This is a genomic window from Daejeonella sp., from assembly GCF_030695525.1.
GTDB lineage: Bacteria > Bacteroidota > Bacteroidia > Sphingobacteriales > Sphingobacteriaceae > Daejeonella.
On the sequence record NZ_JAUYSS010000026.1, the window covers coordinates 1 to 25,969 of the forward strand.

At 40.3% G+C, this 25,969-nt stretch carries 23 protein-coding genes; 11 read left to right on the forward strand and 12 right to left on the reverse strand.

The genetic code is table 11. From position 1 onward, the window contains the following. Positions 1-386 precede the first annotated feature (386 nt). From Q8S11_RS05910 to Q8S11_RS05925, 4 genes are read right to left on the reverse strand one after another with little or no spacing between them, the layout of a single operon-like run. Positions 387-1,493 carry a M42 family metallopeptidase gene (locus Q8S11_RS05910; RefSeq protein ID WP_305661155.1) on the reverse strand — a complete coding sequence of 369 codons (1,107 nt, stop codon included), beginning with the start codon at positions 1,491-1,493 and terminating at the stop codon, positions 387-389. Further along, positions 1,493-2,005 (reverse strand): ORF6N domain-containing protein, encoded by a 513-nt coding sequence (locus tag Q8S11_RS05915; RefSeq protein WP_305661156.1) that lies wholly within the window; start codon positions 2,003-2,005, stop codon positions 1,493-1,495. The genes Q8S11_RS05910 and Q8S11_RS05915 overlap by 1 nt, the downstream gene beginning before the upstream one ends. A gap of 12 nt (positions 2,006-2,017) precedes the next feature. Further along, complete coding sequence (locus Q8S11_RS05920) at positions 2,018-2,428, reverse strand: GNAT family N-acetyltransferase (protein ID WP_305661157.1); 411 nt, start codon at positions 2,426-2,428, stop codon at positions 2,018-2,020. Between the two features lie 12 nt (positions 2,429-2,440). Then, complete coding sequence (locus tag Q8S11_RS05925) at positions 2,441-3,982, reverse strand: acyl-CoA carboxylase subunit beta (RefSeq protein WP_305661158.1); 1,542 nt, start codon at positions 3,980-3,982, stop codon at positions 2,441-2,443. Between the two features lie 196 nt (positions 3,983-4,178). Between Q8S11_RS05925 and Q8S11_RS05930 the strand changes: the two genes are divergently transcribed. The 5 genes from Q8S11_RS05930 to Q8S11_RS05950 all read left to right on the forward strand — a co-directional run bounded on the left by Q8S11_RS05930 (position 4,179) and on the right by Q8S11_RS05950 (position 9,110). Next, positions 4,179-5,375 (forward strand): porin, encoded by a 1,197-nt coding sequence (locus Q8S11_RS05930; protein WP_305661159.1) that lies wholly within the window; start codon positions 4,179-4,181, stop codon positions 5,373-5,375. A gap of 112 nt (positions 5,376-5,487) precedes the next feature. Continuing rightward, positions 5,488-5,823, forward strand: a complete 336-nt coding sequence (locus tag Q8S11_RS05935) for a hypothetical protein (protein WP_305661160.1) — start codon at positions 5,488-5,490, stop codon at positions 5,821-5,823. Positions 5,824-6,020: 197 nt separating this feature from the next. Further along, the gene (locus Q8S11_RS05940) at positions 6,021-6,695 is read left to right on the forward strand and encodes a carbonic anhydrase (RefSeq protein WP_305661161.1); all 675 of its coding nucleotides are present in this window, start codon (positions 6,021-6,023) and stop codon (positions 6,693-6,695) included. 113 nt (positions 6,696-6,808) lie between these two features. Next, complete coding sequence (locus tag Q8S11_RS05945) at positions 6,809-8,407, forward strand: SulP family inorganic anion transporter (protein ID WP_305661162.1); 1,599 nt, start codon at positions 6,809-6,811, stop codon at positions 8,405-8,407. A gap of 40 nt (positions 8,408-8,447) precedes the next feature. Continuing rightward, complete coding sequence (locus tag Q8S11_RS05950) at positions 8,448-9,110, forward strand: carbonic anhydrase (protein ID WP_371135130.1); 663 nt, start codon at positions 8,448-8,450, stop codon at positions 9,108-9,110. Positions 9,111-9,707: 597 nt separating this feature from the next. Here Q8S11_RS05950 and pruA read toward each other — a convergent pair. After that, positions 9,708-11,342, reverse strand: coding sequence for an L-glutamate gamma-semialdehyde dehydrogenase (gene pruA / locus Q8S11_RS05955; RefSeq protein ID WP_305661164.1), 1,635 nt, complete (start codon positions 11,340-11,342; stop codon positions 9,708-9,710). 140 nt (positions 11,343-11,482) lie between these two features. Between pruA and Q8S11_RS05960 the strand changes: the two genes are divergently transcribed. Beyond that, positions 11,483-12,568 (forward strand): zinc-dependent alcohol dehydrogenase family protein, encoded by a 1,086-nt coding sequence (locus Q8S11_RS05960; RefSeq protein ID WP_305661165.1) that lies wholly within the window; start codon positions 11,483-11,485, stop codon positions 12,566-12,568. Between the two features lie 128 nt (positions 12,569-12,696). Here Q8S11_RS05960 and Q8S11_RS05965 read toward each other — a convergent pair whose 3' ends face one another. The 3 genes from Q8S11_RS05965 to Q8S11_RS05975 all read right to left on the reverse strand — a co-directional run bounded on the left by Q8S11_RS05965 (position 12,697) and on the right by Q8S11_RS05975 (position 14,574). Beyond that, positions 12,697-13,866, reverse strand: coding sequence for an ATP-binding protein (locus Q8S11_RS05965; RefSeq protein WP_305661166.1), 1,170 nt, complete (start codon positions 13,864-13,866; stop codon positions 12,697-12,699). Positions 13,867-14,012: 146 nt separating this feature from the next. After that, the gene (locus Q8S11_RS05970; protein ID WP_305661167.1) at positions 14,013-14,345 is read right to left on the reverse strand and encodes a type II toxin-antitoxin system PemK/MazF family toxin; all 333 of its coding nucleotides are present in this window, start codon (positions 14,343-14,345) and stop codon (positions 14,013-14,015) included. Continuing rightward, positions 14,332-14,574, reverse strand: coding sequence for a ribbon-helix-helix protein, CopG family (locus Q8S11_RS05975; protein ID WP_305661168.1), 243 nt, complete (start codon positions 14,572-14,574; stop codon positions 14,332-14,334). The genes Q8S11_RS05970 and Q8S11_RS05975 overlap by 14 nt, the downstream gene beginning before the upstream one ends. Before the next feature lie 389 nt (positions 14,575-14,963). Here Q8S11_RS05975 and lpxK point away from each other — a divergent pair, with 389 nt between their 5' ends. The 3 genes from lpxK to Q8S11_RS05990 are packed head-to-tail and all read left to right on the forward strand — an operon-like array spanning position 14,964 to position 18,812. Beyond that, entirely contained in the window at positions 14,964-16,019 is a 1,056-nt protein-coding gene (gene lpxK / locus Q8S11_RS05980) for a tetraacyldisaccharide 4'-kinase (RefSeq protein ID WP_305661169.1), read from the forward strand. Beyond that, on the forward strand, positions 15,991-16,806 hold the full coding sequence (locus Q8S11_RS05985; protein ID WP_305661170.1) for a purine-nucleoside phosphorylase: 816 nt from the start codon (positions 15,991-15,993) through the stop codon (positions 16,804-16,806). The genes lpxK and Q8S11_RS05985 overlap by 29 nt, the downstream gene beginning before the upstream one ends. After that, positions 16,806-18,812: a putative porin gene (locus Q8S11_RS05990; RefSeq protein ID WP_305661171.1), complete on the forward strand. Its 2,007-nt coding sequence runs from the start codon at positions 16,806-16,808 to the stop codon at positions 18,810-18,812. The genes Q8S11_RS05985 and Q8S11_RS05990 overlap by 1 nt, the downstream gene beginning before the upstream one ends. 166 nt (positions 18,813-18,978) lie before the next feature. Here Q8S11_RS05990 and Q8S11_RS05995 read toward each other — a convergent pair whose 3' ends face one another. Continuing rightward, complete coding sequence (locus tag Q8S11_RS05995) at positions 18,979-20,241, reverse strand: asparagine synthetase B (RefSeq protein WP_305661172.1); 1,263 nt, start codon at positions 20,239-20,241, stop codon at positions 18,979-18,981. A 114-nt stretch (positions 20,242-20,355) separates the two neighbouring features. Between Q8S11_RS05995 and Q8S11_RS06000 the strand changes: the two genes are divergently transcribed. Both Q8S11_RS06000 and Q8S11_RS06005 read left to right on the forward strand, forming a co-directional pair. Continuing rightward, complete coding sequence (locus Q8S11_RS06000; RefSeq protein ID WP_305661173.1) at positions 20,356-20,793, forward strand: peptidylprolyl isomerase; 438 nt, start codon at positions 20,356-20,358, stop codon at positions 20,791-20,793. A 92-nt stretch (positions 20,794-20,885) separates the two neighbouring features. Next, on the forward strand, positions 20,886-21,416 hold the full coding sequence (locus Q8S11_RS06005) for a DUF5606 domain-containing protein (protein ID WP_305661174.1): 531 nt from the start codon (positions 20,886-20,888) through the stop codon (positions 21,414-21,416). 299 nt (positions 21,417-21,715) lie between these two features. Here Q8S11_RS06005 and rlmH read toward each other — a convergent pair whose 3' ends face one another. The 3 genes from rlmH to Q8S11_RS06020 form a co-directional block, all read right to left on the reverse strand. Further along, positions 21,716-22,189 carry a 23S rRNA (pseudouridine(1915)-N(3))-methyltransferase RlmH gene (rlmH, locus tag Q8S11_RS06010; RefSeq protein WP_305661175.1) on the reverse strand — a complete coding sequence of 158 codons (474 nt, stop codon included), beginning with the start codon at positions 22,187-22,189 and terminating at the stop codon, positions 21,716-21,718. Between the two features lie 38 nt (positions 22,190-22,227). Next, entirely contained in the window at positions 22,228-24,972 is a 2,745-nt protein-coding gene (locus Q8S11_RS06015; protein WP_305661176.1) for a gliding motility-associated C-terminal domain-containing protein, read from the reverse strand. 75 nt (positions 24,973-25,047) lie between these two features. Then, positions 25,048-25,914: an SDR family oxidoreductase gene (locus Q8S11_RS06020; protein WP_305661177.1), complete on the reverse strand. Its 867-nt coding sequence runs from the start codon at positions 25,912-25,914 to the stop codon at positions 25,048-25,050. Positions 25,915-25,969 lie beyond the last annotated feature (55 nt).

Sequence of the window (25,969 nt, forward strand, 5' to 3'; positions counted from 1 at the left end):
ATCGGGCTTCAGCCCGATTAAATGTTGTCGGCGCTGAAGCACCGGTTTACGTTATTTTCTAACCTGCTATATGTGGGGCTGAAGCCCGAATTAATCACGCCGATTACAACCCGCCTAAAGGCGGGCCCTATTGAGCGATACGCCTATACCCGAGATTAAAATAACTCAATCATTAATAAAATACCCTCTTTCCTAAATATGGCAAGAGTTTCAATTCTGCTGCCGGGCTAAACCTTAATAAAAACTTTCCCCGGACACTAGTATTCTTTCAAAACCACCATTTTCATCTGAACCAAAACATTGTCTTGTTTCTTGGTTCTTGATTCCTGGTTCTCAATTGGCAACTCTCCACTCTCCACTCTCCACTCTCAACTGTCAATTATCAACTACTTTATCGATCTAAAATCATGTCCAACCTCAATACTCAGTAAAGACTCATAAATCAGTCGGATGACATTGTCCACATCTTCTTTATGGATCATTTCAACAGTGGTGTGCATGTAACGTAATGGAAGTGAGATTAATGCAGAAACTACCCCATCATTTGAATAAGCAAAGGCATCGGTATCAGTGCCTGTAGAACGTGAAGATGCCTGGCGCTGGAAGGGAATATTATTTGCTTCGGCTGCTTTGATCAGTAATTTATTCAGATTGGTTTGAACGGCAGGTGCATAGGAAACCACAGGTCCTTTTCCGCAGGCAAGATCACCCTGGGTGATCTTATTGATCATTGGGGTTTGGGTATCATGTGTCACATCGGTGATGATCGCGATATTCGGTTTGATCCGGTGAGCAATCATTTCTGCTCCGCGTAATCCAATTTCTTCCTGTACTGAGTTGACGATATACAGTCCGAAAGGTAGTTTCTTTTTATTCTCTTTGAGCAATCGGGCAACTTCGGCAATCATAAATCCACCGGCACGGTTATCAAGTGCCCTGCCTACATAATAACGATCATTCAATACCATGAACTCGTCTTCGTAGGTAACCACGCAGCCTACGTGAATACCTAATTCTTCGACCTCCTCTTTTGTGGTGCAGCCGCAATCGAGGAAGATGTTTTTCAGGGTCGGTGCTTCTTCTTTTTCACCATTGCGGGTATGAATAGCAGGCCAGCCGAATAATGCTTTGACAATTCCTTTATCGGTATGGATATTAACCCGCTTTGATGGTGCAATCTGATGGTCAGATCCACCGTTTTTAATCACGTAGATTAATCCATCTTTGGTGATATAATTTACGAACCAGGAAATCTCATCAGCATGAGCCTCTATGACGACCTTGAATTCAGCTTTTGGGTTAATTACCGCAACTGCTGTACCATAATTATCGACCATATACTCATCAGTATAAGGTTTGATATAATCCAGCCACATTCTTTGACCTTCCCACTCAAAGCCGGTAGGTGATGGATTATTGATGTATTTTTCAAAAAACTCCAGTGATTTCTTAGTAACTACCGGAATATGTTTCTGCTCTTTTTTCTTTGCCATTATTTCTGTTCTTTCTTGGATTTTAATTTATAGCCGACCGGCTCTATGCTGCTTTTATGGATTTCAATTTTATTTAATAAAAAGCTGTAAACGTGGTTTATCTTATCATCCAGTTCATTAACTTTTTTATATAGATCCTGATTTTGCAGGAGTATCTGCCTGTAATATACAAAAGCACGCATGATTTCGATATTAATTTTGACCGCTTTGGGTGATCTTAATACTGAGGATAACATTGCTACCCCTTGTTCAGTAAAGGCCATCGGGTTAATACTGGAATGTTTGAGGCTATTTAACCGGTCGCAATTTGCGACCAGTTGTTCCTTTTCTTCCAATGTCAATTCGAACATAAAGTCATCAGGGAAACGAACTATATTTCTTTTGACCTGTTCTTTCAATCGTTTTGTTTCAGTCTCATAAAGAGAGGCCAGATCAGTATCAATCATTACCTTAAAACCTCTTAATTCAAAAATTAAGTTCTCAAATTGGCGGGTTTGAAGAATGTCATTCATTGTTTCTGATTCTTAAAACAAGATTTTCTCCATGATCACGAAATCATGTCCATCCTTATAATAAGTTTTCTCTGTTTCAGTAAACCCAAATTTAATATAAAAACCTGAAGCATTTTTGCGTGCATTGCACCAGATTCGCTTGCAATTTTCTGTTTTTGCTATTTCGATCAGGTACTTTAATAGTTGAGTTCCAAAACCTTTGCCCTGGTATTCTTCAACAGTTGCAAATTTGCGTAATTGCATCTCATTCTCTTTCCTGAATAACGAAACTACACTGATCAGCTTATTTTCATAAAATAAGCCCAGGTGCATACCATCGTCATCATTATCAAGGATAGCCTTCCCGAATTCCTGATCCGGATACAAAACCTGCCTGCGAATATGCCAGGTAAGTTCCGGAGGAATTTGTTCAATGTGTGACATTTGTAAGGATTTTTACAAAGGCATATTCCCATGCTTCTTCCTTGGGTTATTAACAACCTTGTTCTCCAGCATTTTGAAAGCTTTGATCAGCTTTTTTCGTGTTTGAGATGGCTCAATAACCTCGTCTATAAAACCCCGTTCAGCCGCTCTGTAGGGGTTTGCAAAAATGTCTGAGTATTCTTTTTCCTTCTCTATCCAGCGGGCATTCGGATCTTCAGCAGAACTGATCTCTTTTTTGAAAATGATTTCGGCAGCCCCTTTAGCGCCCATCACTGCAATTTCAGCTCCCGGCCAGGCATAGTTCATGTCTGCACCAATGTGTTTCGAATTCATCACATCATACGCACCGCCATAAGCTTTCCGGGTAATTACCGTAATTCTTGGAACAGTGGCTTCACAGAATGCATACAATAATTTCGCGCCGTTTGTAATGATTGCGTTCCATTCCTGGTCAGTTCCCGGCAGGAAGCCCGGAACATCCTCGAGAACCAGCAGGGGGATGTTAAAACTGTCGCAGAAACGAACAAAACGTGCGCCCTTTACTGAGGATTTGATGTCAAGAACCCCTGCTAAAAAAGCGGGCTGATTTGCTACAATCCCAATACTTCTACCCGCCAGGCGTGCGAAGCCGACCACAATATTTTCGGCAAAGTCTTTATGTACTTCAAGAAAAGTACCCTCATCACTTACTTCCGAAATTACTTCGCGGATATCATAGGGTTGGGAATTATTTTCAGGGATGATATCATCCAGTTTTGGTCTCACTTCATCTGTACTTTCATATGACATTGATGGAGCGGTCTCCTCACAGTTCTGTGGCATGAATGAAAGCAGCTTTTTAACATGGTTGATTGCATCAAGCTCATTGCTACAGGCAAAATGTGTAACACCTGATTTTGTGGCGTGAGCTGAGGCACCACCCAGCTCTTCAGAACTCACAATTTCATGAGTGACGGTTTTCACCACGTTAGGGCCAGTGACGAACATATAGGAAGTATTTTCGACCATGAGGACAAAATCAGTGATGGCAGGGGAGTAGACCGCACCTCCGGCACAGGGTCCCATGATTGCTGAGATCTGTGGAACAACTCCGGATGCCATCGTATTCCTGTAGAAAATATCTGCATATCCTCCCAAAGAAACAACTCCTTCCTGAATCCGGGCACCTCCTGAATCATTTAGCCCGATTAGCGGTGCGCCATTTTTTATTGCAAGATCCATGATCTTGCAGATCTTCTCGGCATGTGTTTCTGAAAGTGAGCCGCCAAAAACAGTAAAATCCTGAGAAAAGACATAGACAAGCCTGCCATTGATGGTACCATACCCGGTAACTACCCCATCCCCCGGATAATGTTCCTTCTCCATGCCAAAGTCAGTTGAACGATGCATCACCAGCATCCCAATCTCTTCAAAAGAACCTTCATCCAGCAAAAAATGTAAACGTTCCCTTGCAGTTAGTTTGCCTTTTTTATGCTGACTTTCAATTCTCGCCTTTCCACCACCCAGCAGGGCTGCTTCTTGCTTTTTTCTTAATATCTGAGTTCTTTTATCCACAAATGCCGGATTATTATTGGTTTTTCGGAACCGTGAAAATACTAAAAAATGGATAAAGCAATTAAATTAATGCTTGTTTTATATACGTTCGAATTAAAATCAGTTTTCATTTTTTAATTTGCAGGACAAATATTTGAGATATTCCTTCAAATTAAATTAGTGTTAAATAATTATTAATTTCGCAAAAAAAATACCAGTGATCGTATCCAGAATAGTACTATTAATTGTTTTATCGCTGACTTTAACAAATGTTTTTGCGCAAAGGGAAAGGGATGAACGTGCGATGATCCATGACTTTAAAGGATTACAGTATAAATCTCCTGATTCATCTTTCTACATTAATTTCCGTTTTCGGATGCAAAACAGAATCGGAGCTTATACTACTTCGGGTTCTGATCTCAGTTTTAATGAATATGAAGCCCGCGTTCGAAGATTAAGAATGAGGGTGGATGGCTATATTATGAATCCAAAACTGTCTTATAGCGTTCAGTTAGCATTTACCCGCGGTGATCAGGACGTTGACAATACGGGGATTGCCAATATTGTAAGGGATGCTGTCATCTTTTATCATTTTACCCCAAAGCTATACATAGGATTTGGGCAGAATAAACTGCCCGGAAACAGACAAAGGGTTAATTCATCCGGACAATTGCAATTCGCAGATCGCTCGATAGTGAATGGTGCGATGACTATTGATCGTGATTTCGGTCTTAAAGCCTATTTTCATAATAAGATTGGAGAGATGGATTATCATATTAAAGGTGCAATCACAACGGGTGAAGGAAGAAGTGTGAATTCAACCGATGATGGTCTTGCGTATACCGGCCGCATAGAGTTTTTACCACTAGGTTCTTTTACAGGTGACGGTGATTATTCGGAGGGCGATCTTGAGCGGGAACCTAAACCCAAAATTTCTATTGCAGCAGCTTACAGCAAGAATAAGAAAACAAACAGGACAGGAGGACAACTGGGAAAGGAGCTGTACAGTCCGGTGGATATGGCAACCTGGATGATTGATGCAATTGGGAAATACAGGGGTTGGGCCTATTCAGTAGAGTATATTAAAAGGCATGTTGATAATCCGCTAACATTTAATCCAGGCGGAAGCCTGAGGTATGCTTTTACAGGAAACGGAATAAATCACCAGGCTTCTTATATCTTTCCTTCCAATATTGAATTTGCTTTCAGATATTCAAGATTGACTCCTTCGGTAAAAATTCTGGCTCATGAAAACAAGAAAAACATTCTGGAATTAGGTGCAACAAAATATTTGAATAAACACAGGGTTAAATTACAGCTAAACCTTAACTATATGGCTACTGATGGTAATTATGCTCTCCGGCACCCCGGAAATAAATGGGGCGTTTTAACCCAGTTTGAACTTGGAATCTGACATTATTTTTATGTAACGATTTCATAAATTTTCTGATTTTCAGTATATTGGTGACACTTTATGTTAACTTTGCAAAATAATATGGGAAGCTTGCTGTTCTCTCATTTAGCTGATGAAAAAAAAATTCGCAAAAAAAATATTCAGTTTCGTCTTTTTATTCATCTTTTTCGTTAAGATGGTCATTTCCATTGCACCTTTAATTGCCAACCAAATTGATAATAGAATAGTCAATGCTGTAATTATGCAGTTGGAGATTGAAACAAATGCATCAAAGGGTGTTGATCAGGCTAAAGAGTCACCAAATAAAGGGGAATGGTTAAATGGTATATTTAAATTCAACTTGTCCAGCCCTCAAAATTCCCTTGCATTAAAGAAATACAGTACAAACAGTCAATTTTTGATAGAATCTTTTTACCCCTCTGTTCCTACCCCGCCTCCAAATTGTTAAATCTTATTTAGCGCTTTATTCCCATTTTTTTTGAGTTCATATTGCCCGTTTGATCAAATTTTGATTTCGGTATTTTTCAATTCAATTAAAATATGATTTTTTTTATTATTTAATTCAAGTCTTATCGCGTTAAACTTCTGTAGTTCTGCAATTTCCATGCAGACTAATATTTCAAATATTCATATAGCAATTTAACAATGAGACATCATAAAGAACAATCAAGAGAATTACTTACCCCGCGTTTAGCACTGGAGTTTTTAAGGGATGGGAATAGCCGGTTTTGTAAAAATATAAGCTATAATCGTGATAATCAACAAATTATAATGGAAACTGCTGCAGGGCAATGGCCCTTCGCTGCAGTGTTGAATTGCAGTGATTCAAGAGTAGCGACCGAACTTATTTTTGATCAGGGACTTGGTGATATTTTCAGTATTCGATTGGCAGGTAACGTAGCAAGCCCTGAAGCTATTGCAAGTCTTGAATACACCTGCAAGGTTTTAGGAAGCAAATTGATAGTTGTCCTTGGACACACCAATTGCGGAGCTGTTTCTGCAGCCTGTAACAGTGTTCAAATGGGTAACCTTGACGCATTGCTCAAGCATATTAATCCGGCCATTGAGGCTGAAAAGGAAACACTAAACGATCGTAATGGTTCAAATAAAGTGTTTTTGAATAATGTATTACATAATAATGTTCATGTACAAATTGAAAGCATAATCAATGGAAGTGAGATCATTCGCGAGCTTATTCAAAATCAGCAAATCGGAATAATTGGAGGCATGTACGATATTAGTACTGGTGGGGTGGAATTCTTCGATGAGCTATTTGATTTAGAACAATATAATGTTTCTGCCGGCCAAGAAACTATTTAGGTCGATGTAGTCAAATATAAAATTTTATGTTAAATAAAAAGTAAATTATCCGGTGCTACCGTGTAAACCAATAGAAAAAGATAATAAAATATAATACCTCTAAATAAGCTTTAATGGAAAAGAAAAATTCAATATTTAATATAAGTCCGTACTTCGCAGCAAGTAATTTTAAAAAGGATCTGCCCGCCAGTATTGTTGTATTCCTGGTCGCATTGCCTTTGTGTCTCGGAATTGCGCTTGCTTCAGGTGCGCCTTTATTTGCCGGAATATTAACTGGTATAATTGGTGGTATCGTAGTGTCTTCTATCAGTGGGTCTCAACTCAGTGTGAGTGGGCCTGCGGCAGGATTAACAGTGATTGTCTTTGGTGCAATAGCTTCCCTGGGAAGTTATGAAACGTTTTTGCTTGCGGTAGTACTTGCTGGTATACTTCAGATTTTTCTTGGAATATTAAAGGCAGGAATAATTGCCAACTACTTTCCATCCTCGGTGATAGAAGGTATGCTGGCAGCAATTGGTATCATATTGATTTTGAAGCAGATTCCACATGCTGTCGGATTTGACTCAGATTTTGAAGGTGATCAAAGCTTTATTCAGCCCAATAATGAAAATACATTTTCGTCACTGCTCTCTGCACTCGATATGATCAGTTACGGAGCAGTAATTATCAGTGTTTTATCCCTGCTTATTATGATCTATTGGCCGGGTATCAAGAAATTGAGCGCGATTCCTGCGGCTATATTGGTAGTAATTCTTGGAATTGTACTCAGTATGTTGTTCCAGAATACCGGTCTTGCCTTAAGTCCTCAACAATTGGTTACCATTCCGGCAGTTGATTCTTTTAATGGGTTTATGGCTTTGTTCGTATTTCCTGATTTTACACAAATCGGAAACCAGGAGGTGTGGACAGTAGCCTTCACCATTGCAATTGTTGCCAGTATAGAAACACTCTTATGTATAGAAGCCGTTGATAAGGTAGATCCATACAAAAGGGTCTCTCCAACAAACAGGGAATTGGTAGCACAGGGTGTCGGCAATATGACAAGTGGCATGTTGGGTGGATTGCCCATGACTTCAGTAATTGTCCGTTCCTCCGTAAATGTGAATTCCGGAGGTAAAACAAAAATGTCGGCTATTTTACATGGTTTGTGGTTATTACTTTCATTTCTCCTTATTCCGTTTTTGCTCAACAAAATTCCATTAGCCAGTCTGGCAGCTATTCTATTGATAACAGGCTATAAACTTGCTAAACTTAGTCTGTTTCAGAAAATGTGGAAGAATGGGAAAGACCAGTTTATTCCTTTTGTGGTTACGGTACTCGCTGTTGTATTTACAGATCTGCTTAAAGGTGTAGCTATAGGAATGGTAATTGGGATTTTTTATATTTTAAGAACCAATCTCAGGAATTCTTATTTCTACAAGATAGAAAAGAACGGAGAGAAGAATGTGATCAGGATTAAACTGGCTCAGGAGGTCTCTTTTTTAAATAAGGCTGCAATACAACAAACCCTGCAAAAATTACCTAAAGGATCGCATGTGATCATTGACGGATCTGATTCAATGTTTATCGATAAAGATGTACTCGAGATTATACATAATTTCAGGCATAGTGCCTTTTCTAAAGGTACCATAGTTGAGATTCTAAATATTCGTGAGCACTATGATAGTCCGAATGTAAAGGAATTTACAATCAACCCGGAAAAAATCAATTAAAATGCCTAATATCAGGGAATCAAAAGAACAATCAGAAGAGATGTCAAAGATCCTGAACGAAAGGCAAAGGCGAGGTTATGAAGAATTACTTCAGGGTAATCGGGATTGGGTTCAGAAAGAAATTGGAAAAGATCCCGATTATTTCAAAAAGCTGGCTGCAGGTCAGGAGCCGGATGTATTATGGATTGGTTGTTCTGATAGTCGTGTACCAGCGAATGAAGTTACAAATACAAGACCCGGGCAGGTCTTTGTACACAGAAATATTGCCAATGTTTGTGTGCATTCAGACATGAATATGTTAAGTGTCCTTGATTATGCTGTCAACGTATTGAAAGTGAAACATGTGATCGTTTCAGGTCATTACGGATGCGGGGGTATTGCTGCTGCATTAAGTAATAAGCAATTCGGCCTTATCGATAACTGGCTCAGACATATTAAGGATGTTTATCGTTTACATAGTAATGAACTGGACAAGATTACAGATGAAGATGTCAAGCTGAACCGTTTGGTTGAATTAAATGTCATAGAGCAGGTTAATAATCTATGTACAACGACAATCGTTCAGAATGCCTGGCGTGAACGCGAAGATCTGGAGATTCATGGCTGGGTAATTGACCTAAGTTCAGGGCTGGTCAAGGATCTTCAGGTTAGCTCGAAATCAAGTGAAAATCTTGGAAATGTATTTAAGCTGGATGAGTCATAAGTGAAGTAATATTTCATTTATATTATTTTGATTTCGACATAAGAAAGGTTAAAACCAGGCTATAATTGGTCAGATAAGGCTCTTGAGCCGAAATATTTGATTTTGGAAAGCAATACCTGCATGTTATAGGCTGGTTCAGCCCTTTCCTCCGGTTAGTTCCGGCAAGAAATCGCGTTCCCCTCTGGTCGGTGTTCTCACCGTACCAAGCACGATAAAATCAAGTGGTCGGTGATAACACCAACCACAGGGAAATTTCAAATTACGAATAGCCGGAATCTACCTCCTCCGGCAAGGTTTATTTAACCTGGTGCTGTATTTCATTGGGAAGGACAGCCCGGCAATAGGACCATTTGCCCTTTGAAATAAACCCGGGTGGCAGCTCTAGCTTTTTTGCACTACTGAATTTCATGATATCTATTAAATCTGCTGCAAAAAACTAGGGCAGAACACGGGATTGGCAGGGCCGAAGAGGTACAGACCCTGCTTTCCAAAACAAAGAAAATCTTCAATCTATACTTACCACAACAAGATTTTATATCGACCTTAGATTAAATTAATAAAGTAGCGAAATTCATATAATCGCGATCCCTGCCTTTTTTATTCCTTATCCAGAAATGGGTAACGATAATCCTTTGGAGGGTCAAATGTCTCTTTTATTGCTCTTGGGGATACCCATCTTAAGAGATTGATCATTGAACCTGCTTTATCATTTGTTCCTGATCCTCTGGCACCGCCAAATGGTTGCTGTCCAACTACAGCCCCGGTACACTTATCATTTATATAAAAATTGCCGGCGGCATTTCTCAATACATGGGTAGCTTTAGCCAATGCATAGCGGTCTTGTGCTAAAACAGCGCCTGTTAGTGCATAAATGGAAGTATTATCAATTATTTCAAGTGTTTTTTCAAAGTCCTTGTCTTCAAAAACATAAATCGTTAGAACCGGTCCGAATAATTCTTCACACATGGTCACATAATAAGGGTCTTTGGTTAATAAAACGGTCGGCTCAATGAAATAGCCTTTGGATTTATCATAATTTCCCCCTGCAATGATCTCGAGGTCTTTGTCATTCTTTGCCCTGTCAATATATCCGCCTAGTTTATCAAATGATTTTTCATCGATCACAGCATTAATGAAATTGCCGAAATCTTCAGTAGGGCCTATTTTTAGGCTTGCCAGATCTCGCGTTAATAATTCTTTTATTTTTGGCCAAACAGAGGCTGCAATGTATACCCTTGAAGCTGCGGAACATTTTTGACCCTGATACTCAAAGGCGCCCCGTAGGATCGCTGTACTTGAAGCTTCCATATCTGCAGAACCATGCACCAGAATGAAGTCTTTACCACCTGTCTCACCTACGATTCGCGGATAGGTTTTGTATTTATGGATATTATTGCCAATAGTTTTCCAGATATCCTGAAATACCGCCGTAGATCCGGTGAAATGAATTCCTGCAAAATTTGGATGATTAAAGATCACTTCCCCGGCATCCGGCCCTGAAACATAAACCAGATTGATTACTCCATCAGGTAATCCGGCTTCGCGGAAAATCTGCATCAAAACATTGGCAGAGTAGATCTGGGTGTTGGACGGCTTCCAAACTACCACATTTCCCATCATGGCTGCAGAAGTAGGCAGGTTACCGGCTATGGCAGTAAAATTGAAAGGAGTTAATGCAAAAACAAAACCTTCGAGAGGTCTTTGCTCGAGGCGATTCCAGCTTCCGGAGGGCGACACCGGTGGCTGTTGCTCATAAATTTCGCTCATGTATTTAACATTGAAGCGTAAAAAATCGATGAGTTCGCATGCGGCATCAATCTCTGCCTGAAATGCATTTTTTGATTGCCCGAGCATGGTGGCTGCATTCAGTTTGTAACGGTAAGGTCCAGCAATCAGGTCGGCTGCTTTTAAAAATATAGCTGCACGCTGTTCCCAAGGCAGATTTTCCCAGTCAGATTTCGCTGCAAGCGCTGCATTGATTGCATCTGTAACATGTTGTTTAGTACCCTGATTATAAGTGCCCAGCAAATGCTGATGATCGTGTGGCGGATTGATCTTTACTTTTTTATCAGTTCTGATCTCTTTGCCACCAATATACATGGGTATTTCAATAAGCACTGACCGGGCTTCATTGAGTGCTTCTTTTAATAATTTACGTTCCTTGCTTCCCGGTGCATAATTCAATATAGGTTCATTTACCGGCTGAGGTACCTTGAAAAATCCTTTTAACATAATTGGTCTAATTGGTTGGGGGCAAAGATAAGGCATAACTGATTAAAGTCAGACAAATGCATGATCTCTCTCATTATTTCCCTGCCAGTGTTTGACGAACTTTATCAGATACTTTTGATTTACCATAAAAACATTAAAATATGAACAATGATTTAATGGGTGCCACAAATGCACCTGAAAGTATAAAGACAATGAAGGGACTTGTCTATGAGGGTCCTGGCGAAAAGAAATGGATGGATGTTCCAAAACCCGGAATTATTGCTCCCACTGATGCCGTGGTTAAAGTATTAAAAACTACGATATGTGGTACGGATTTACATATTTTAAAAGGTGATGTGCCTGCTGTAACCAAGGGAAGGATACTTGGGCACGAAGGTGTTGGTATTATTGAAGAAACAGGTACGGCTGTGAATAATTTTAAGAAGGGGGATCATGTGCTCATATCCTGTATTACTTCCTGTGGTAAATGTGAATACTGTAAACAGCAGATGTATTCTCATTGTGAAGATGGGGGTTGGATACTGGGGCACTTAATTGATGGCACACAGGCCGGTTATGTGAGAATTCCGCATGCCGACAATAGTTTGTACCTTATTCCTGAGGGAGCGAATGAAGAAGCTCTGGTCATGCTAAGTGATATTTTGCCAACTGGGCATGAGATAGGTGTATTGTATGGTGCTGTGAAGCCCGGTGATACAATCGCTATTGTGGGTGCTGGTCCCATTGGCATGTCTGTATTGCTCACAGCCCAGTTTTACTCACCTTCAAAAATCATCATGATTGACATGGACGAAAATCGTCTTGAAGTGGCTAAGACCTTTGGAGCTACTCATACAATTAATCCTCTTAAAGGCGATGTGGCTAAATTAATCGCAGAACAAACCAAAGACGGTGTGGATGTAGCCATTGAAGCAGTAGGAATACCCGAGACCTTTGATATGTGCCAGAACATCATACGGCCTGGAGGCCATATCGCCAATGTTGGTGTCCATGGAAAGAGTGTAGATCTGCAATTGCAGAAATTGTGGATACAGAATATTACCATTACTACCGGACTGGTAAATACAAATACTACGCCCATGCTGTTAAAAACAGTTCAAAGCAACAGGATACAGCCGGAAAAGCTGATCACACACCGTTTTACTTTCGACAAGATATTGGATGCTTACGAAGTATTTGGAAATGCTGCAAGGGAAAAAGCGATAAAGGTAATTATCGGTGATTAATCTAAACTCTGACAGAAAGAAGGGCTGCCTTAATCGTACTTGAGGCATAGCTCTGTATCTGGTAAATATCTGAATTTAGAATTTAATTGAAAATATTAACCAGTAAACTGAATATTGAATTTACTCGCTTATATTTTTCCGATAAGCTGAGTTAAAGTATATAAAAGGGAAGTGTAAAGGATTCCTTCCCTGCCTGTATAGTTATCTTCTCCTGAGTAAATAACCCAGTTCTGAGTAGTTTGGAGATCTTTAATGCATTGATAAAATCCTGCCTTTAGCACGGGCGCTTTACTGTATTTTATTTCTATACAGGCCACAGGTTTCATTCCTTTTACCAGAATAAGGTCAGCCTCAGCACCATGCTGGGTGCGATAATAAAATGGCCTGACATTGGCTGGTAAATGGCGTATGATTTCTTCTATGACATAACCTTCCCAACTACCGCCAATCACTATATTTCCCTGAAGTTCCCGCACAGAAGGAATGCCGCATAGCGCGTGCACAATACCACTGTCTCGAACATATACCTTTGGTGATTTAATAATGCGCTTGTTTACATTTGCGAACCAGGGCTGCAGCCTGCGTATCAGGAAGGCTCCTTCCATATAATCAAGGTAGCGCTTCACACTGGGGCCGCTGATGCCTAATGCCCGTGCATAATTTTCGATATTCAGTATGGTGCCAGTACCATTGGCCAGCATTTCCCAGAAATTTCTGATAATTACTGCGGATAGCTTAACACCAAACATCAGGGTAAGGTCGCGTTCTACATAGCTGCGGATAAAACTATCGGCCCATCGGTGAAAAGCCGGATCGTCTTTTGCTGTCAATGCCGGAGGATAGCCACCCCTGAACCAGTGCCGCTGCATTCCGTAGCGGCTGCTTTTAGCTTCACTAAGATTAATCGGACTGAGTTCTACATAGGCTATTCGACCTGCCAGGCTTTCGCTTACACCCTTTACCAGTTCAGGGCTGGCTGAACCTGTCAGCAGGAAACGACCGGGCCGACGTAATTCATCAATTTCAGGACGAAGGGCAGCAAAGAGCTGGGGCATCATCTGTACTTCATCCAGTAGCACCAGTCTGTCCCGGTTGGCTTCAAAGAAAATTTCAGGATCCACCAGTTTACGCTGATCAGAGACACGCTCCAGGTCAATATAAACCACATCATTTTTCAGTTTGCGTGCTATACTTTTGGCCAGGGTAGTTTTACCTACCTGCCGGGGGCCAAGTATCGCCACTGCCGGAAACTCCCGGAGAAGCACTTCGATTTTTTGTAGAGAATCTCTGCGTATCATGTTACAAAGATAAAAATAAATACCGAGTAAATTCAAAGTATAACTTTGAATTTACTCGGTAAAAATAATTGCTTAATTTGTATATTGAATATTTAAAGGTACTTGAATTTGCCTGAAATGATTAAAATCCTGGCTAGTGTATTGGATTAATACCTCCAGATATCTTCGAAGCCATTCTTGATTTGTTTTAGCTCATCCGCAGATATTGTTCCTATTTTACGAACCAGACGTTCTTTTGAAACAGAACGAATATGGAAAGTAAGAATTTCGGACGGTTCTCTCAGCTTATTTGTTGCATTGGGTTGAAGTACTACATTACCCTTGTATTGTTTGATCTTTGTTGTGAGCGGGCAGCAGATTACAGTATTTAAATACGTGTTTGCGAGATTTCCGCTCACAATTACTACCGGACGGGTACCAGATTGTTCGCTTCCTTTAACAGGGTTCAGATCGGCGTACCAGAGCTCAGCCTGCTTCATTTTCCAGTTGCTCAAAATAGTCTGCCATGCCTTCTTCAGCTATTGCCAGTAAATCGGTATCTTCAGCCATTTGCTTATAGGAGCGGATATAGGCTGCCCGGTTCAGGTGATCAAGGTAAAGCCGGAGCGCCTGTTCGATCAGTTTATTTTTGGGCATTGAGAGTTCTTTTGCTTTTTCTTCAAGCAGTTGAAGGAGCCCGTCAGGAAGGGAGCTGGTAAAAGTTGCCATACTGTATATTTATATAATACAAATATAAAATATATTTACAAAATTTATAATACGATGATTTTGAAGCTTATTCAGGATTCGAAAATAGTACGGATGCGCTTTAATTGATATTATTACTTAGGAGATGGGGGATTTGAGGTGTGTGGAGACTCCTCTTCATTTGCCGATCCATAGGAGGCGCTGCGCTGAAACTGTACTACAGCGAAATACTGTTGTACTGAAAAATCAATTTTCGTAATCGCTGGAAACTCTCCGGAAAGGGGTATTCTCATTTTATCAGCTTATAAATACCGCAGTTTTACAAAAACTATATTCTATTTATTTGATGAATCAAACGTCATTAAATTCAAGCTTAAGATCAATTATGTATTTTTGCCCTAAGTTTAAGAATGAAATTAATCCGACTGTTATTATTCCCCCTTTCAATCCTCTATGGCATCGGAGTGATACTCCGAAATCTTGCCTACGATTTCGGGGTATTTAAGTCACAGAAATTTCAGCTGCCTGTAATCTCTGTTGGGAATTTGTCGGTTGGTGGTTCCGGTAAAAGTCCGATGACAGAATACCTTATTCGATTATTAAAGGATAAGTATAAAATCGCAACCTTAAGCAGAGGCTATGGACGCAAAACATCGGGCTTCCTATATGTAGATGCAAATTCTATAAGCTCAGACTCTGGTGATGAACCGCTTCAGTTTAAACGTAAATTCAGGGATATCACGGTAGCTGTTTGTGAAAATAGAACAGAAGGCATTCTTCGTCTTGAGCCGGATCATGAACTGATCATTCTGGACGACGCCTTTCAGCACCGTGCCGTAAAGCCGGGTTTCAGCATTCTTCTTTTTGAATACAAGACTTTGTTTAAACAGCAATGGCTTCTGCCTTCCGGCGACCTCAGGGAGCCTCTTTGGGCAATTAAGCGTGCCGATATCATTGTGATCTCGAAGTGCCCTGAAATATTAAATACTGCACAAAAAAATACGATACTGAGCAGATTTCGAACTGAAAAGGTGTTTTTTTCTTTTCTGAAGTACGGAAATCTGATATCAATCCATGAAAATACAAGTGAACGGACTCTAAAGTCGATAAATGAGAATTGCAAAGTCATTTTATTGACAGGAATTGCCAATCCAGAACCATTGCTTGAAGAGCTGGCCACTTATGGCCCTGAATTGATACACCATCAATATCCGGATCATTATCAGTTCAGCGACAAAAATATCGCTAAACTTGTAAACGTATTTAAAAGACTTAGTGGGAATGATAAATTGATCATCACTACTGAAAAGGATGTCCAGCGTTTAAGAATTGCAGGCATCAGAGAACAATTAAAAGACTTACCCGTTTATTACCTGCCGGTTGAAGCAGAGTTTATGGAACCGGAAAGGTCGGGATTTAATAATTTAATAGAAGAATATGCATCAAAACCTGCGGGCAACAACTGATTATATCAAGAATAAGATAGGTGATTTTGAGCCGGAGATCGGAATTATATTAGGTACCGGTCTAGGTGGATTGGTAGAGGATATTGAAATCCACTTTAGCTTAATGTACTCCAATATTCCGGACTTTCCGATTTCAACTTTGGAATTTCACTCGGGTAAGCTGATTTTTGGGATGCTCAGCGGCAAAAGGGTAGTCGCCATGCAGGGGCGGCTTCATTATTATGAAGGCTATGATATGAAGCAAATCACTTTTCCTGTTCGGGTAATGAAAATGCTTGGTATAAGCAATTTGTTTGTTTCAAATGCAAGTGGTGCATTGAATCCGGAATATCGGAAAGGCGATCTGATGATCATTAATGATCATATCAATATGCAAAGTGATAACCCGCTTCGCGGGAGAAATACGGAAAGCCTTGGCCCCCGTTTCCCCGATATGAGCGAACCTTACGACAAAAAAATGATCGAAAAGGGGATGGGAATTGCCCTTAAAAATAATATTCGTTGCCATTCTGGTGTTTATGTTTCGGTGAATGGCCCGAATCTTGAAACTAGAGCTGAATACCGATTTTTACGTTTGATTGGAGCTGATGCGGTGGGCATGAGTACAGTGCCCGAAGTTATTGTTGCCAATCATATGGCTCTTCCTGTTTTTGCTATTTCTGTACTGACCGATGAGGGCTTTCCGGATACGCTGAAAGTAGTATCATTAGAAGAGATTATTAAAACTGCGGAAGAGGCTGAACCAAAAATGACTAAAATATTGAAAGATCTCATTCTGGAAATTTAATGATCAAGCGCTTAGCCTTAGGATTATTCATACTGCTGTATCTGTTTGTTTCAGAGGTATTTGCCCAAAGAACAATCAGGGCAGAAGGGAGTGTGGGTTCATCAGGCCGTATGGGTCAGACCGGGGAGCGGGATACTTCCCTTAATAAGACGAGTGATGCCGATTCTGTTTATTTCTATGCCAAAGATATCCGATACACCAATCTCAGTTTACTGAAAGAGGGTACCCAGACCAGGGGAATTGATACAACTGTACATAATTTTCAGAATTTCAGCCCATTATATCAGCCTAAGAGGCCTACTATCGGACTTGGAAGTGCAGGAATCGCTTATCGTGAAATGTTATTCAATCCAACTAAAACTATCGGTTTCGATGCAGGCTTTCATAGTCTTGACCTCTACCGGCTGACACAGGATTCCATTAAATTCTACCGCGCCAAATCACCTTATACCGAACTGTATTACGTGAATGGTAGAATCCATGAGCAGATGTTTAAAGTAACGCATTCACAGAATGTTAAGCCGAATTTTAATGTAGGGGCAATCTATAACCGTCTGACCGGGGATGGTTTTTATGTCAATCAGAAAGCAGATCACCTGAATGCAGCACTCTTTGCCTGGTATGAATCGCCAAATAATCGCTATAATATCGTCGGTGATATCATTTTCAATACTTTAAAGGCAGGTGAAAACGGATCCACAAGAAATGATACTATTTTTAAGGAAAGTTCCCTTGATAAAAGAGCAGAGCCTGTATATTTGAAAGCCATAGGTGCCGACCGTCCGATGCAGACCTGGCGACAGACCCAATTCTTTCTCAAACAGTTATATTATCTTGGCAGAATGGATAGCCTCCAGGGGCCTGATTCTTCTGATAGGATTTTACCTACACAGCGTGTATCACACACCTTAACCTATACCCGTGATCAGTATAAGTTTTTCAGGAATGAAGAGGATGTATATGGAGCTTTTCCTACGCTTCCTTCCCGATCATTCACCCTAACCAATGATTCTACCAAAGTATCCAATCTACGGAATGAATTTACCTATAGTTTCTACCTGAGGGCTCAAGCCCTGAGTTTTATTAAGAATGAACTTAAACTCGACCTGGGTATTCAAAATGATATATACCATTATGAGCAATTGGATTATAAAACCAATTTTTCGAATACAATGCTCAAAGCAGGTCTGGGTTACCGCTTTAGTGATAAGGTAAATATTGAAGCTGATCTGAATCAAATTGTACAGGGTAAGAATGCGGGTGATTTTTTTTATGAAGCCAATACCAGCTTTTTATTGAGTAAATCAATTGGCAGGTTTGTACTCGGGGCATATGTTCAAAATAAATCTCCTGAGCAGATGTACGAGCGTGTCGATTATCAGTATCATAGCTGGAACAGAAACTTTGAAAAATCAAAGATCAGTAATTTGTCCTTTATGTATCAGAATTTGAAATATAAGCTGTCAGCTAAAGCAGAGTATTTCCTGGTCGGTAATTATCTCTATTACAGGGAAACCGCAAGTGCGAAACAGATTACACCAGATCAGTTCGGGACTAATATAAATCTGCTGAAAATTAGCCTGTCAAAGGATTTTAGGTTTGGAAAATTTAACCTTGAAAACCATATTGTTTATCAAAAAACTGACTTTCAGGATATTATCAGAACTCCGGAAATATATACCTATAATAGTTTTTATTATGCAAGCAGACTTTTTAAAGTGTTGTACACCAATGTTGGCTTCGACTTACGCTTTAATACTCCGTTCAAAGCTCCGGCCTACGCCATTAATGTTAGCCAGTTTTATAATGATAATGCCTCCCTTACATATTCTACTTATCCGGTACTGGATGTTTGGGTAAGAGCAACTTTAAAGCGGGCTAATCTGTTTCTGAAATACGATTATGTGAACCAGGGATTGCTTTCCAGAGGATATTACACCGTCAGATCTTATCCGATGCAGGATAAAGTATTAAAGTTTGGGGTAAGCTGGAAATTCTATAATTAATTGAGACCCGATAGCTATCGGGTGGAGAATTGAGAGTGGAGAATTAGGTTGGATTTCTGATTTAATACTAACATTCCAAAGGATAGTTTTTCCAGATTTGGCGGATTTGTGATTTCCTGAAGAATTTTCCTCCATTCTCCATTCTCCATTCTCCACTCTCCCCTAATCAAGTTTTCTGTTTCTTCTTCTTCGCAGCAGGGAATAAGACATTATTCAGAATTAATCTGTATCCCGGTGAGTTAGGGTGCAGATTGAGGTCGGTAGGAGGGTCTCCAACCATATGCTGATAATCTTCCGGATCATGCCCGCCATAGAAGGTCCACTGGCCTTTTCCGAACTCTCCGTGGATGTAACGCGCTTCATCGCTGGTTTTGGTTTCACCCATCACAAGCACATTCGGCTTAATTACATTCTTCCTGAATGCGGTTGTCTGCCCCATAAACCCTTTCACTACTTTATCATGGTTTTGAGTAAGCATTGCCGGAACGATATCCCATTTTGCTGAGAAATCAAACAGGGTAAAAAAGTCGTTTGTCCGGTTTACAGCTTGAGATCGGAAAGGAGTAGCGTCTATATTCGAAAATTCATTGTTTGCAGGGTTCACATCCAGCTTGAAGTTCTGGAAGGCAAAGGTTTGATTAAAATCGAGTTTCGACTGAGCATTCGGGTCTGAGGAGTCACCATCGAATACACGCTCCACGATGTCTGTACCATTAGCTGCAAGTGCTATATCAATAGTTTCCGGGCCTGAGCACATGGCAAACATAAAGCCACCCCCCGAGCAAAAGTTTCGGATAGTTCTGGCAACTTCCAGTTTCATTTCAGAAACTTTACTGAAACCATTTCTCTTTGCAGTTGCTTCCTGCAATTTTACATCTTCGATAAACCATGAGGCATTTCTGAACGCACTCCAGAAACGGTTGTATTGCCCGGTAAAATCTTCGTGGTGAAGATGCAGCCAGTCGTATTTCGGCAATTCACCTTTCAATACTTCATCGTCATAAAGAATATCATATGGAATTTCTGCATAGCTAAGAACCATGGTCACGGCATCGTCCCATGGTAACTTGTTTTTTGGAGAATAAACGGCAATTTTAGGAGCTTTCTCCAGTTTGACCATCTCCATATTTACTGATGGATCGGTCACCTCGTTCAAAATCGCATTCACTTTTCCATCTGCAAGCACTTCATAAGACACCCCTCTGATCTTACATTCTGATTCCATTGACTGTGTATATTTCATCAGAAAACTGCCCCCTCTGTAATTCAACAGCCAGTCGGTTTCGAGGCCATTTTTTAAGGCCCAATAAGTGATACCATAGGCTTTCAAATGATTTTTCTGATCTTCATCCATCGGAATAAGAATGGAGGCGGCCTTGCAAAATGCAGTTAAAAGGAGGAAAAGAAGAGTTAATCTGGCTTTTAACATCAGGTATTATAACGTTATACAGTATTTAAAGGTATAAAAAGAAGAAGATATTTGAAGTATTTCATCAATTGACTGAAATAATTACCTTTGTCTTCCAATTATAAGGAAACAAATATGAGCAAAGCAATTATTAAAACCGAGAAAGGTGATATGACCGTTCAATTTTATGATAAAGATGCACCAAATACAGTTGCAAATTTCTTGAAATTGGCCAAAGAAGGTTATTATGATGGTGTAACTTTTCACAGAGTTATTAATGACTTTGTGATACAGGGTGGAGATCCGACAGGAACTGGTGCTGGTGGTCCGGGTTACAGCATTGATTGTGAGCTTGAAGGGGAAAATCAATTCCACGACAGAGGGGTTCTTTCCATGGCCCATGCCGGCCGCAATACAGGCGGTTCACAGTTTTTCATTTGCCATAGCCGTACAAATACTTCTCATCTTGATCGTAATCATACCTGTTTTGGTAAGGTTATTGAGAATGTAGATGTTGTTGATGATATCCGTCAGGGTGATAAGATATTAGGAATAGAGATTATTGAAGAATAGATTTGAGATATGAGATCTGAGATTTGAGAAGCTTTTAAAGCGTCCGTTAAGATCTCATATCTCACATCTCATATCTCATATCTAAAAAAAATATGAATTTAAGAGGATTAGTATCCGTATCCGGTAAGCCGGGATTGTTTAAGCTGATTGGACAGAATAAATCTGGCTTTATCCTGGAAACATTGGATGAGCAGAAGAATAAGATCGTAGTGAACATCAGTACTGCAAAGATGGCCTCTTTAGAAGATATTACCGTTTTTGGTGATACGGCTGATTTGAAACTGAGCGATATTTTCCTGAAAATGAAGGACAGCAAAAGTCTGCCTGATGCAAAAACCGCTGATGGCAATGCTTTGCGTACTTTCTTTACAGAAGTAGCTCCTGATCACGATCAGGAACGTGTTTATGCATCTGATATGAAGAAGATTATCAATTGGTTCACTATTATTAAGGATCTGCCTTTATTCAGTGAAGAGGCTCCGGAGCCAATTGCAGATGGCTCTGTGGTACCTGCTGCTACTGATGCTCCGCCTGTTAAAAAGCCTGAGCCAGTTAAGGAGAAGCCTAAAGCTACCAAAGCTGCAGGAAAGAGTGCAACACGATTGTCGCAGAAATCGAAGTAGGGGGCAGGAGGTCTGAGGTCTGAGGTCTGAAGTCTGAGGTCTGAAGTCTGAGGTCTGAAGTCTGAGGTTTGAAGTAGGAGGTCTGAAGTCTGAGGTTTGAAGTAGGAGGTTTGAAGTAGGAGTGGACTAGAGATAAGCCATTAAGGTTATCTGGACTCTATCTCCTCAAAAGAAGCGTATAATCGCATATACAATAGCCAGACCAATCAGGATCATGATCCAAAGCAGTCTGTTTTCTTTTGATTGATTACCTGACCGGAATCTGTATTTTCTTTTATATTCTGTCATAATTCAGTGCTTTAATCATGGTGATAAGGTTCTCCTTTCAAAATGGTGCAGGCACGATAGAGCTGTTCCGTAAAAAAAAGGCGGATCATCTGATGTGAAAGTGTCATTTTTGAAAAGGATATTTTTTCATTGCTTCGTTGGTAAACTTCATTGCTAAATCCATAGGGGCCTCCAATGATAAATACCAGGTGCTGCAGCCCTCCTGCCATTTTTTTATTTAAATATACGGAAAAGCCTCTTGATGTGAACTCTTTACCGTTTTCATCGAGCAGAATGACATGGTCAGTGCTTTGAATATTTTTAAAAATTAATTCTGCTTCTTTGCTTTTTTGTTGTTCCTGCGACAGGCTCTTTGTATTCTTTAATTCCGGGATCTCGAGTATCCGGAAGGGGATATAATGTTTCAGGCGTTTGAGATAGATGTCAATGCCTTCTAAAAGATATTTGTCTTCTGTTTTGCCGATGGTTAAAAGGGTGATTTTCATTTATAGCATCGTTTTATTTTCTTTGCCGGCATAAGATTTTAACGTAATATAGTAACCGGCCCTGATTTTTTGATGATATTTCCATTAAAATCGCTCGCATCAATCAGATAATAATAAGTTCCAACCGGCAGGGGTTCATTTTTATAAGTTCCTTTCCAATGATTAAACAGATCATCCGAAACAAACATCGATACGCCGAACCGGTTGAAAATCTGTATTTTGTAGGTTTTGATATTGGTCATGCTGATTACAAACTCATCATTTAAAGTGTCATTATTTGGAGTAAAGGTATTAGGAATGAACAGGATATTATTTGCGCTAATCATGAACTGGCCCTGGGCGGTGGATGCACTACACACCGAACTTTTAAACACAGTCAGCCTCACCTCGAAATCACCTTCACTGAGGTAGGTATGTTCGGGATCCTTGTCTGTAGAGTTATTCCCATCCCCAAATTCCCATAAAAATGCATCTGCATCTTTTGATTCATTGAAAAATCGCACAAGGATAGGGAATGATAGTTTTGAAGGGGGCTTTGGCTCTGAACGGAATGCCGCCACCGGATTTTTATAAATTGGTGGGACTTCTATTGTCGCCGTTTCGGTAATGCAATTTCCCCTGCTCAAGGTGAGGGTATAGGTCCCTGCTACTGCTTCACTTGTAACCGGTATTTCTGGTGATTGCAGATTGGAACTGAAATTATTCGGGCCTGTCCAGTTGTAAATTACATTGCTTTGTGCTGCGGTACTGAGCCTGATCACATCTGTCAGGCAGAAATCGGGCTTATTGACAATGATTACAGGTTTTGCCGGACTTAATGCCACGATGATCTCTTGTGTGAAAACGCTGATACATCCTGAACTTCCTTCTGCTTCGAGACGAATGGTCTTGGTTCCTGAGCCAGAATAAGTAACTGTATTTACCGGATTACTGCCTCCCGGAGGGATATTTGAACCCTCCCCAAAATCCCATTTCAGTTTCTGGTATTCTATAGAACGATTGGTAAAGGTAAAGGTTTGCTGCGGGGTGCAGGGACTGGTACTCGTCATCACAAATGAGGCGCTTGGTGTTTGTCCGATAGAAGCTATGCTAACTGCTGCTGCCTCGCTTGTACAACCATTCAGGCTAACAGTGACAGCGTATGTGCCAGCCTTGCCAACACCATCAACAGGGACCTTGATTTCAGCAGTGCTTGCGCTAAATCCCCCCGGACCGGTCCAGGAATATGTCGCTCCATCCACCAAATCAATCTTCAAATTTATCGTTTCACCAACACAGTATCTTGTTTGGAGGCCACTTATTTTTGGTACATCGGGTTTAATGACGTGCATGAAAGTTTCTGTTTGCACAACCGAGCACCCATCTTTGTTCTTTACCTCTAAAACAACTGTTTTCAATCCGGATGTGTTGTAGGTTACGATGCCAGGATTTTGGTCATTACTTCCGGCAATACTTGCCCCTTCTCCAAAATACCATTGTAAAATGGTGAAATCAGAAGCTTCGCTGCTAAATGTATAGGAAGGGCTGGAAGTACACAGATTATTATCCACTTTCTTGATTTTTGCGGTAGGGCCTTTAAATAAACCGGTTCCGGCTTTGCCTGCTTTGTCGGTAAAGGCAATTTCAAATCCATTATTACCCGCTGAGGCATTGTTTACAAGGAGAGCATAAACATAACCATTTTTCATAGTGACGAACTGAACTACACCATCTTGTCCTGTCCCACAGCCACTTGACTCCCTTAAATCAGTTGCATTAAAGTCTAATCCCGTTTGTACATATGTTGCCTCATTCGCACAACGTTGATTGATGCCTTCCCCGGCGGCACATCTGATCGCATTAGAGGCTAAAGGATTCTGTGTATTACCTTCAGGCCCTAATTCATATAATACCCAGTCAATATCGTCCCTTTTGCTTGGTGTAATCGTAAAGACGAGTGTTCCATCGTTGGCAGCAGTCCATTTATACCATGCAGAATTTGTTTCTGAAAAAGCAATACCGGGTTGGACATCCAGGCAAGTCCCTATTGCTTCATTGGGATTTAAACCTGCACCTGATATGTTAACCTCCCTTATTATGCTCTCAATTGAACAGATTAACGATGCTCCTGAGAAATCCTGTCCGGCTTTAATTTCAGACTGATAATTCTCAATACAAAGTTTGAAAGTGCCAGTATTGTTATTAGCCCCGCTGATTCCAATGAAATAAGTAATACCCGGAACTAATCCTGCACCTGTTATAATAGTTGTATTGCCATCTTTTATTGTCTCTATAGTTCTTAGCGTGCCACCGCATGTATTGTATAAACGAATTTCAGGTGATTGTAAGGTGCCAGTACCTGGAGAACCACTAACAGTCACCTTAACCTCAAAATTCCTTGCAGTAAACCTAAACCATACATCATTTCCAGTGCCAATGAAAGAAGGGCTTGCATTTATATTGCTGTATTGTCCGTTGCCTGAACAATATTCACGTGCATCATTAATTTCAATAGCATTTGCACACTCATCATTTGCAGGTTGTGCAAATGCAGTAAATACTGATATAAAAAGAAGAAAAAAAAGTGAAATGTATCTCAATTTTATGATATAGGCTGCTATAAAAGTACGAAAAACAGCCCAAATATGTTCAGGGAAAGGCTTTTTACTATATTGTTTTCTTTTACTGTAATTAGTATTCGTATAAAAAATCTGGTTTTTCGAACCCGAAGGTGGTCGTATGTGAGAATTATACATGCGACCACCGGGGTCGGGATTTCCGTGTATATGGTATGCTATAAACATTTGAACCCTTCAGGTTCAGTAGAAGAAATTCCAACTGTATGTACTGACCTGGCAATTTATAGGTCATTTCGAAAATTACTTATTCAATATCGCCTTTCTAAGCTGAGCCTTCATGATCTCACCATCAGGATCCAAACTGGTTTTTAATTTCGTGAATGCCAATGTGCCTTCGGAAGTAAGGTATCTGACTTTGGGATTCGGATCATTCATACATCTGATGATTACCGATGCAATATCTGCAGGTTTCTGAAATGCCTTTTCTTTAAACTCTTCCGTAAATGTAGCCCGGTATGCCATGTAGTCTTCCATCAAAGGCTTGTAGTCATCGTTCAGAATACCACCGGTCGACTCGAAATATTCGGTCAGGCTATTGCCGAATTCCGTGATCGTGCCACCGGGCTCAATCAGGGATACATTGATCCCGAAATAGGGTTCCAGGTATGTGGCAAGGCTTTCTGTTAAGCCTTCAAGTGCAAATTTTGCGGCACAATAAATTTCATTCACAGGAGAACCCACAATTCCGCCTACCGAAGAAACATTGATGATATGTCCGCTTTTTTGTTTGCGCATAAACGGCATTACGGCTTTGCTGCAACGAATCGGACCATAGAAGTTCACATCCATCACCTGCTGAATTTCTTCCATGCTTGCCTGCTCCATCGGTTTGATAAATCCGGCACCGGCATTATTGATCAGGACATCAATCTTTTTTTCGAAGGAGATGATTTCTTCAAGGCATTTCGCTATGCTTTTTTCATCCTGAACATCCAGTTGTAAAATCTTGAGTTTAACCTTTCTTCTCTCAGTTTCCTGATCCAGCAAAGCCCTTTTATTTAGGTTGCGCATTGTTGCGTAAACCTGATGGCCCTGTTCAGCAAGCTGAACCGCAGTTTCGAGTCCGATGCCGGTTGAAGCCCCGGTAATGAGAATTACTTTTGACATGATGTAATTATTAGAAAACAGAATTGGATTAAAAGCAAAAAAAGCCAAAAGTATT

What these genes read in the sequence shown, in the direction of transcription:
- Q8S11_RS05910 (WP_305661155.1), bottom strand. Translation starts at nt 1,493, where the DNA reads ATGGCAAAGAAAAAAGAGCAGAAACATATTCCGGTAGTTACTAAGAAA.
- Q8S11_RS05915 (WP_305661156.1), bottom strand. Translation starts at nt 2,005, where the DNA reads ATGAATGACATTCTTCAAACCCGCCAATTTGAGAACTTAATTTTTGAA.
- Q8S11_RS05920 (WP_305661157.1), bottom strand. Translation starts at nt 2,428, where the DNA reads ATGTCACACATTGAACAAATTCCTCCGGAACTTACCTGGCATATTCGC.
- Q8S11_RS05935 (WP_305661160.1), top strand. Translation starts at nt 5,488, where the DNA reads ATGAAAAAAAAATTCGCAAAAAAAATATTCAGTTTCGTCTTTTTATTC.
- Q8S11_RS05940 (WP_305661161.1), top strand. Translation starts at nt 6,021, where the DNA reads ATGAGACATCATAAAGAACAATCAAGAGAATTACTTACCCCGCGTTTA.
- Q8S11_RS05945 (WP_305661162.1), top strand. Translation starts at nt 6,809, where the DNA reads ATGGAAAAGAAAAATTCAATATTTAATATAAGTCCGTACTTCGCAGCA.
- Q8S11_RS05950 (WP_371135130.1), top strand. Translation starts at nt 8,448, where the DNA reads ATGTCAAAGATCCTGAACGAAAGGCAAAGGCGAGGTTATGAAGAATTA.
- pruA (WP_305661164.1), bottom strand. Translation starts at nt 11,342, where the DNA reads ATGTTAAAAGGATTTTTCAAGGTACCTCAGCCGGTAAATGAACCTATA.
- Q8S11_RS05960 (WP_305661165.1), top strand. Translation starts at nt 11,483, where the DNA reads ATGAACAATGATTTAATGGGTGCCACAAATGCACCTGAAAGTATAAAG.
- Q8S11_RS05965 (WP_305661166.1), bottom strand. Translation starts at nt 13,866, where the DNA reads ATGATACGCAGAGATTCTCTACAAAAAATCGAAGTGCTTCTCCGGGAG.
- Q8S11_RS05970 (WP_305661167.1), bottom strand. Translation starts at nt 14,345, where the DNA reads ATGAAGCAGGCTGAGCTCTGGTACGCCGATCTGAACCCTGTTAAAGGA.
- Q8S11_RS05975 (WP_305661168.1), bottom strand. Translation starts at nt 14,574, where the DNA reads ATGGCAACTTTTACCAGCTCCCTTCCTGACGGGCTCCTTCAACTGCTT.
- lpxK (WP_305661169.1), top strand. Translation starts at nt 14,964, where the DNA reads ATGAAATTAATCCGACTGTTATTATTCCCCCTTTCAATCCTCTATGGC.
- Q8S11_RS05985 (WP_305661170.1), top strand. Translation starts at nt 15,991, where the DNA reads ATGCATCAAAACCTGCGGGCAACAACTGATTATATCAAGAATAAGATA.
- Q8S11_RS05990 (WP_305661171.1), top strand. Translation starts at nt 16,806, where the DNA reads ATGATCAAGCGCTTAGCCTTAGGATTATTCATACTGCTGTATCTGTTT.
- Q8S11_RS05995 (WP_305661172.1), bottom strand. Translation starts at nt 20,241, where the DNA reads ATGTTAAAAGCCAGATTAACTCTTCTTTTCCTCCTTTTAACTGCATTT.
- Q8S11_RS06000 (WP_305661173.1), top strand. Translation starts at nt 20,356, where the DNA reads ATGAGCAAAGCAATTATTAAAACCGAGAAAGGTGATATGACCGTTCAA.
- Q8S11_RS06005 (WP_305661174.1), top strand. Translation starts at nt 20,886, where the DNA reads ATGAATTTAAGAGGATTAGTATCCGTATCCGGTAAGCCGGGATTGTTT.
- rlmH (WP_305661175.1), bottom strand. Translation starts at nt 22,189, where the DNA reads ATGAAAATCACCCTTTTAACCATCGGCAAAACAGAAGACAAATATCTT.
- Q8S11_RS06015 (WP_305661176.1), bottom strand. Translation starts at nt 24,972, where the DNA reads ATGTTTATAGCATACCATATACACGGAAATCCCGACCCCGGTGGTCGC.
- Q8S11_RS06020 (WP_305661177.1), bottom strand. Translation starts at nt 25,914, where the DNA reads ATGTCAAAAGTAATTCTCATTACCGGGGCTTCAACCGGCATCGGACTC.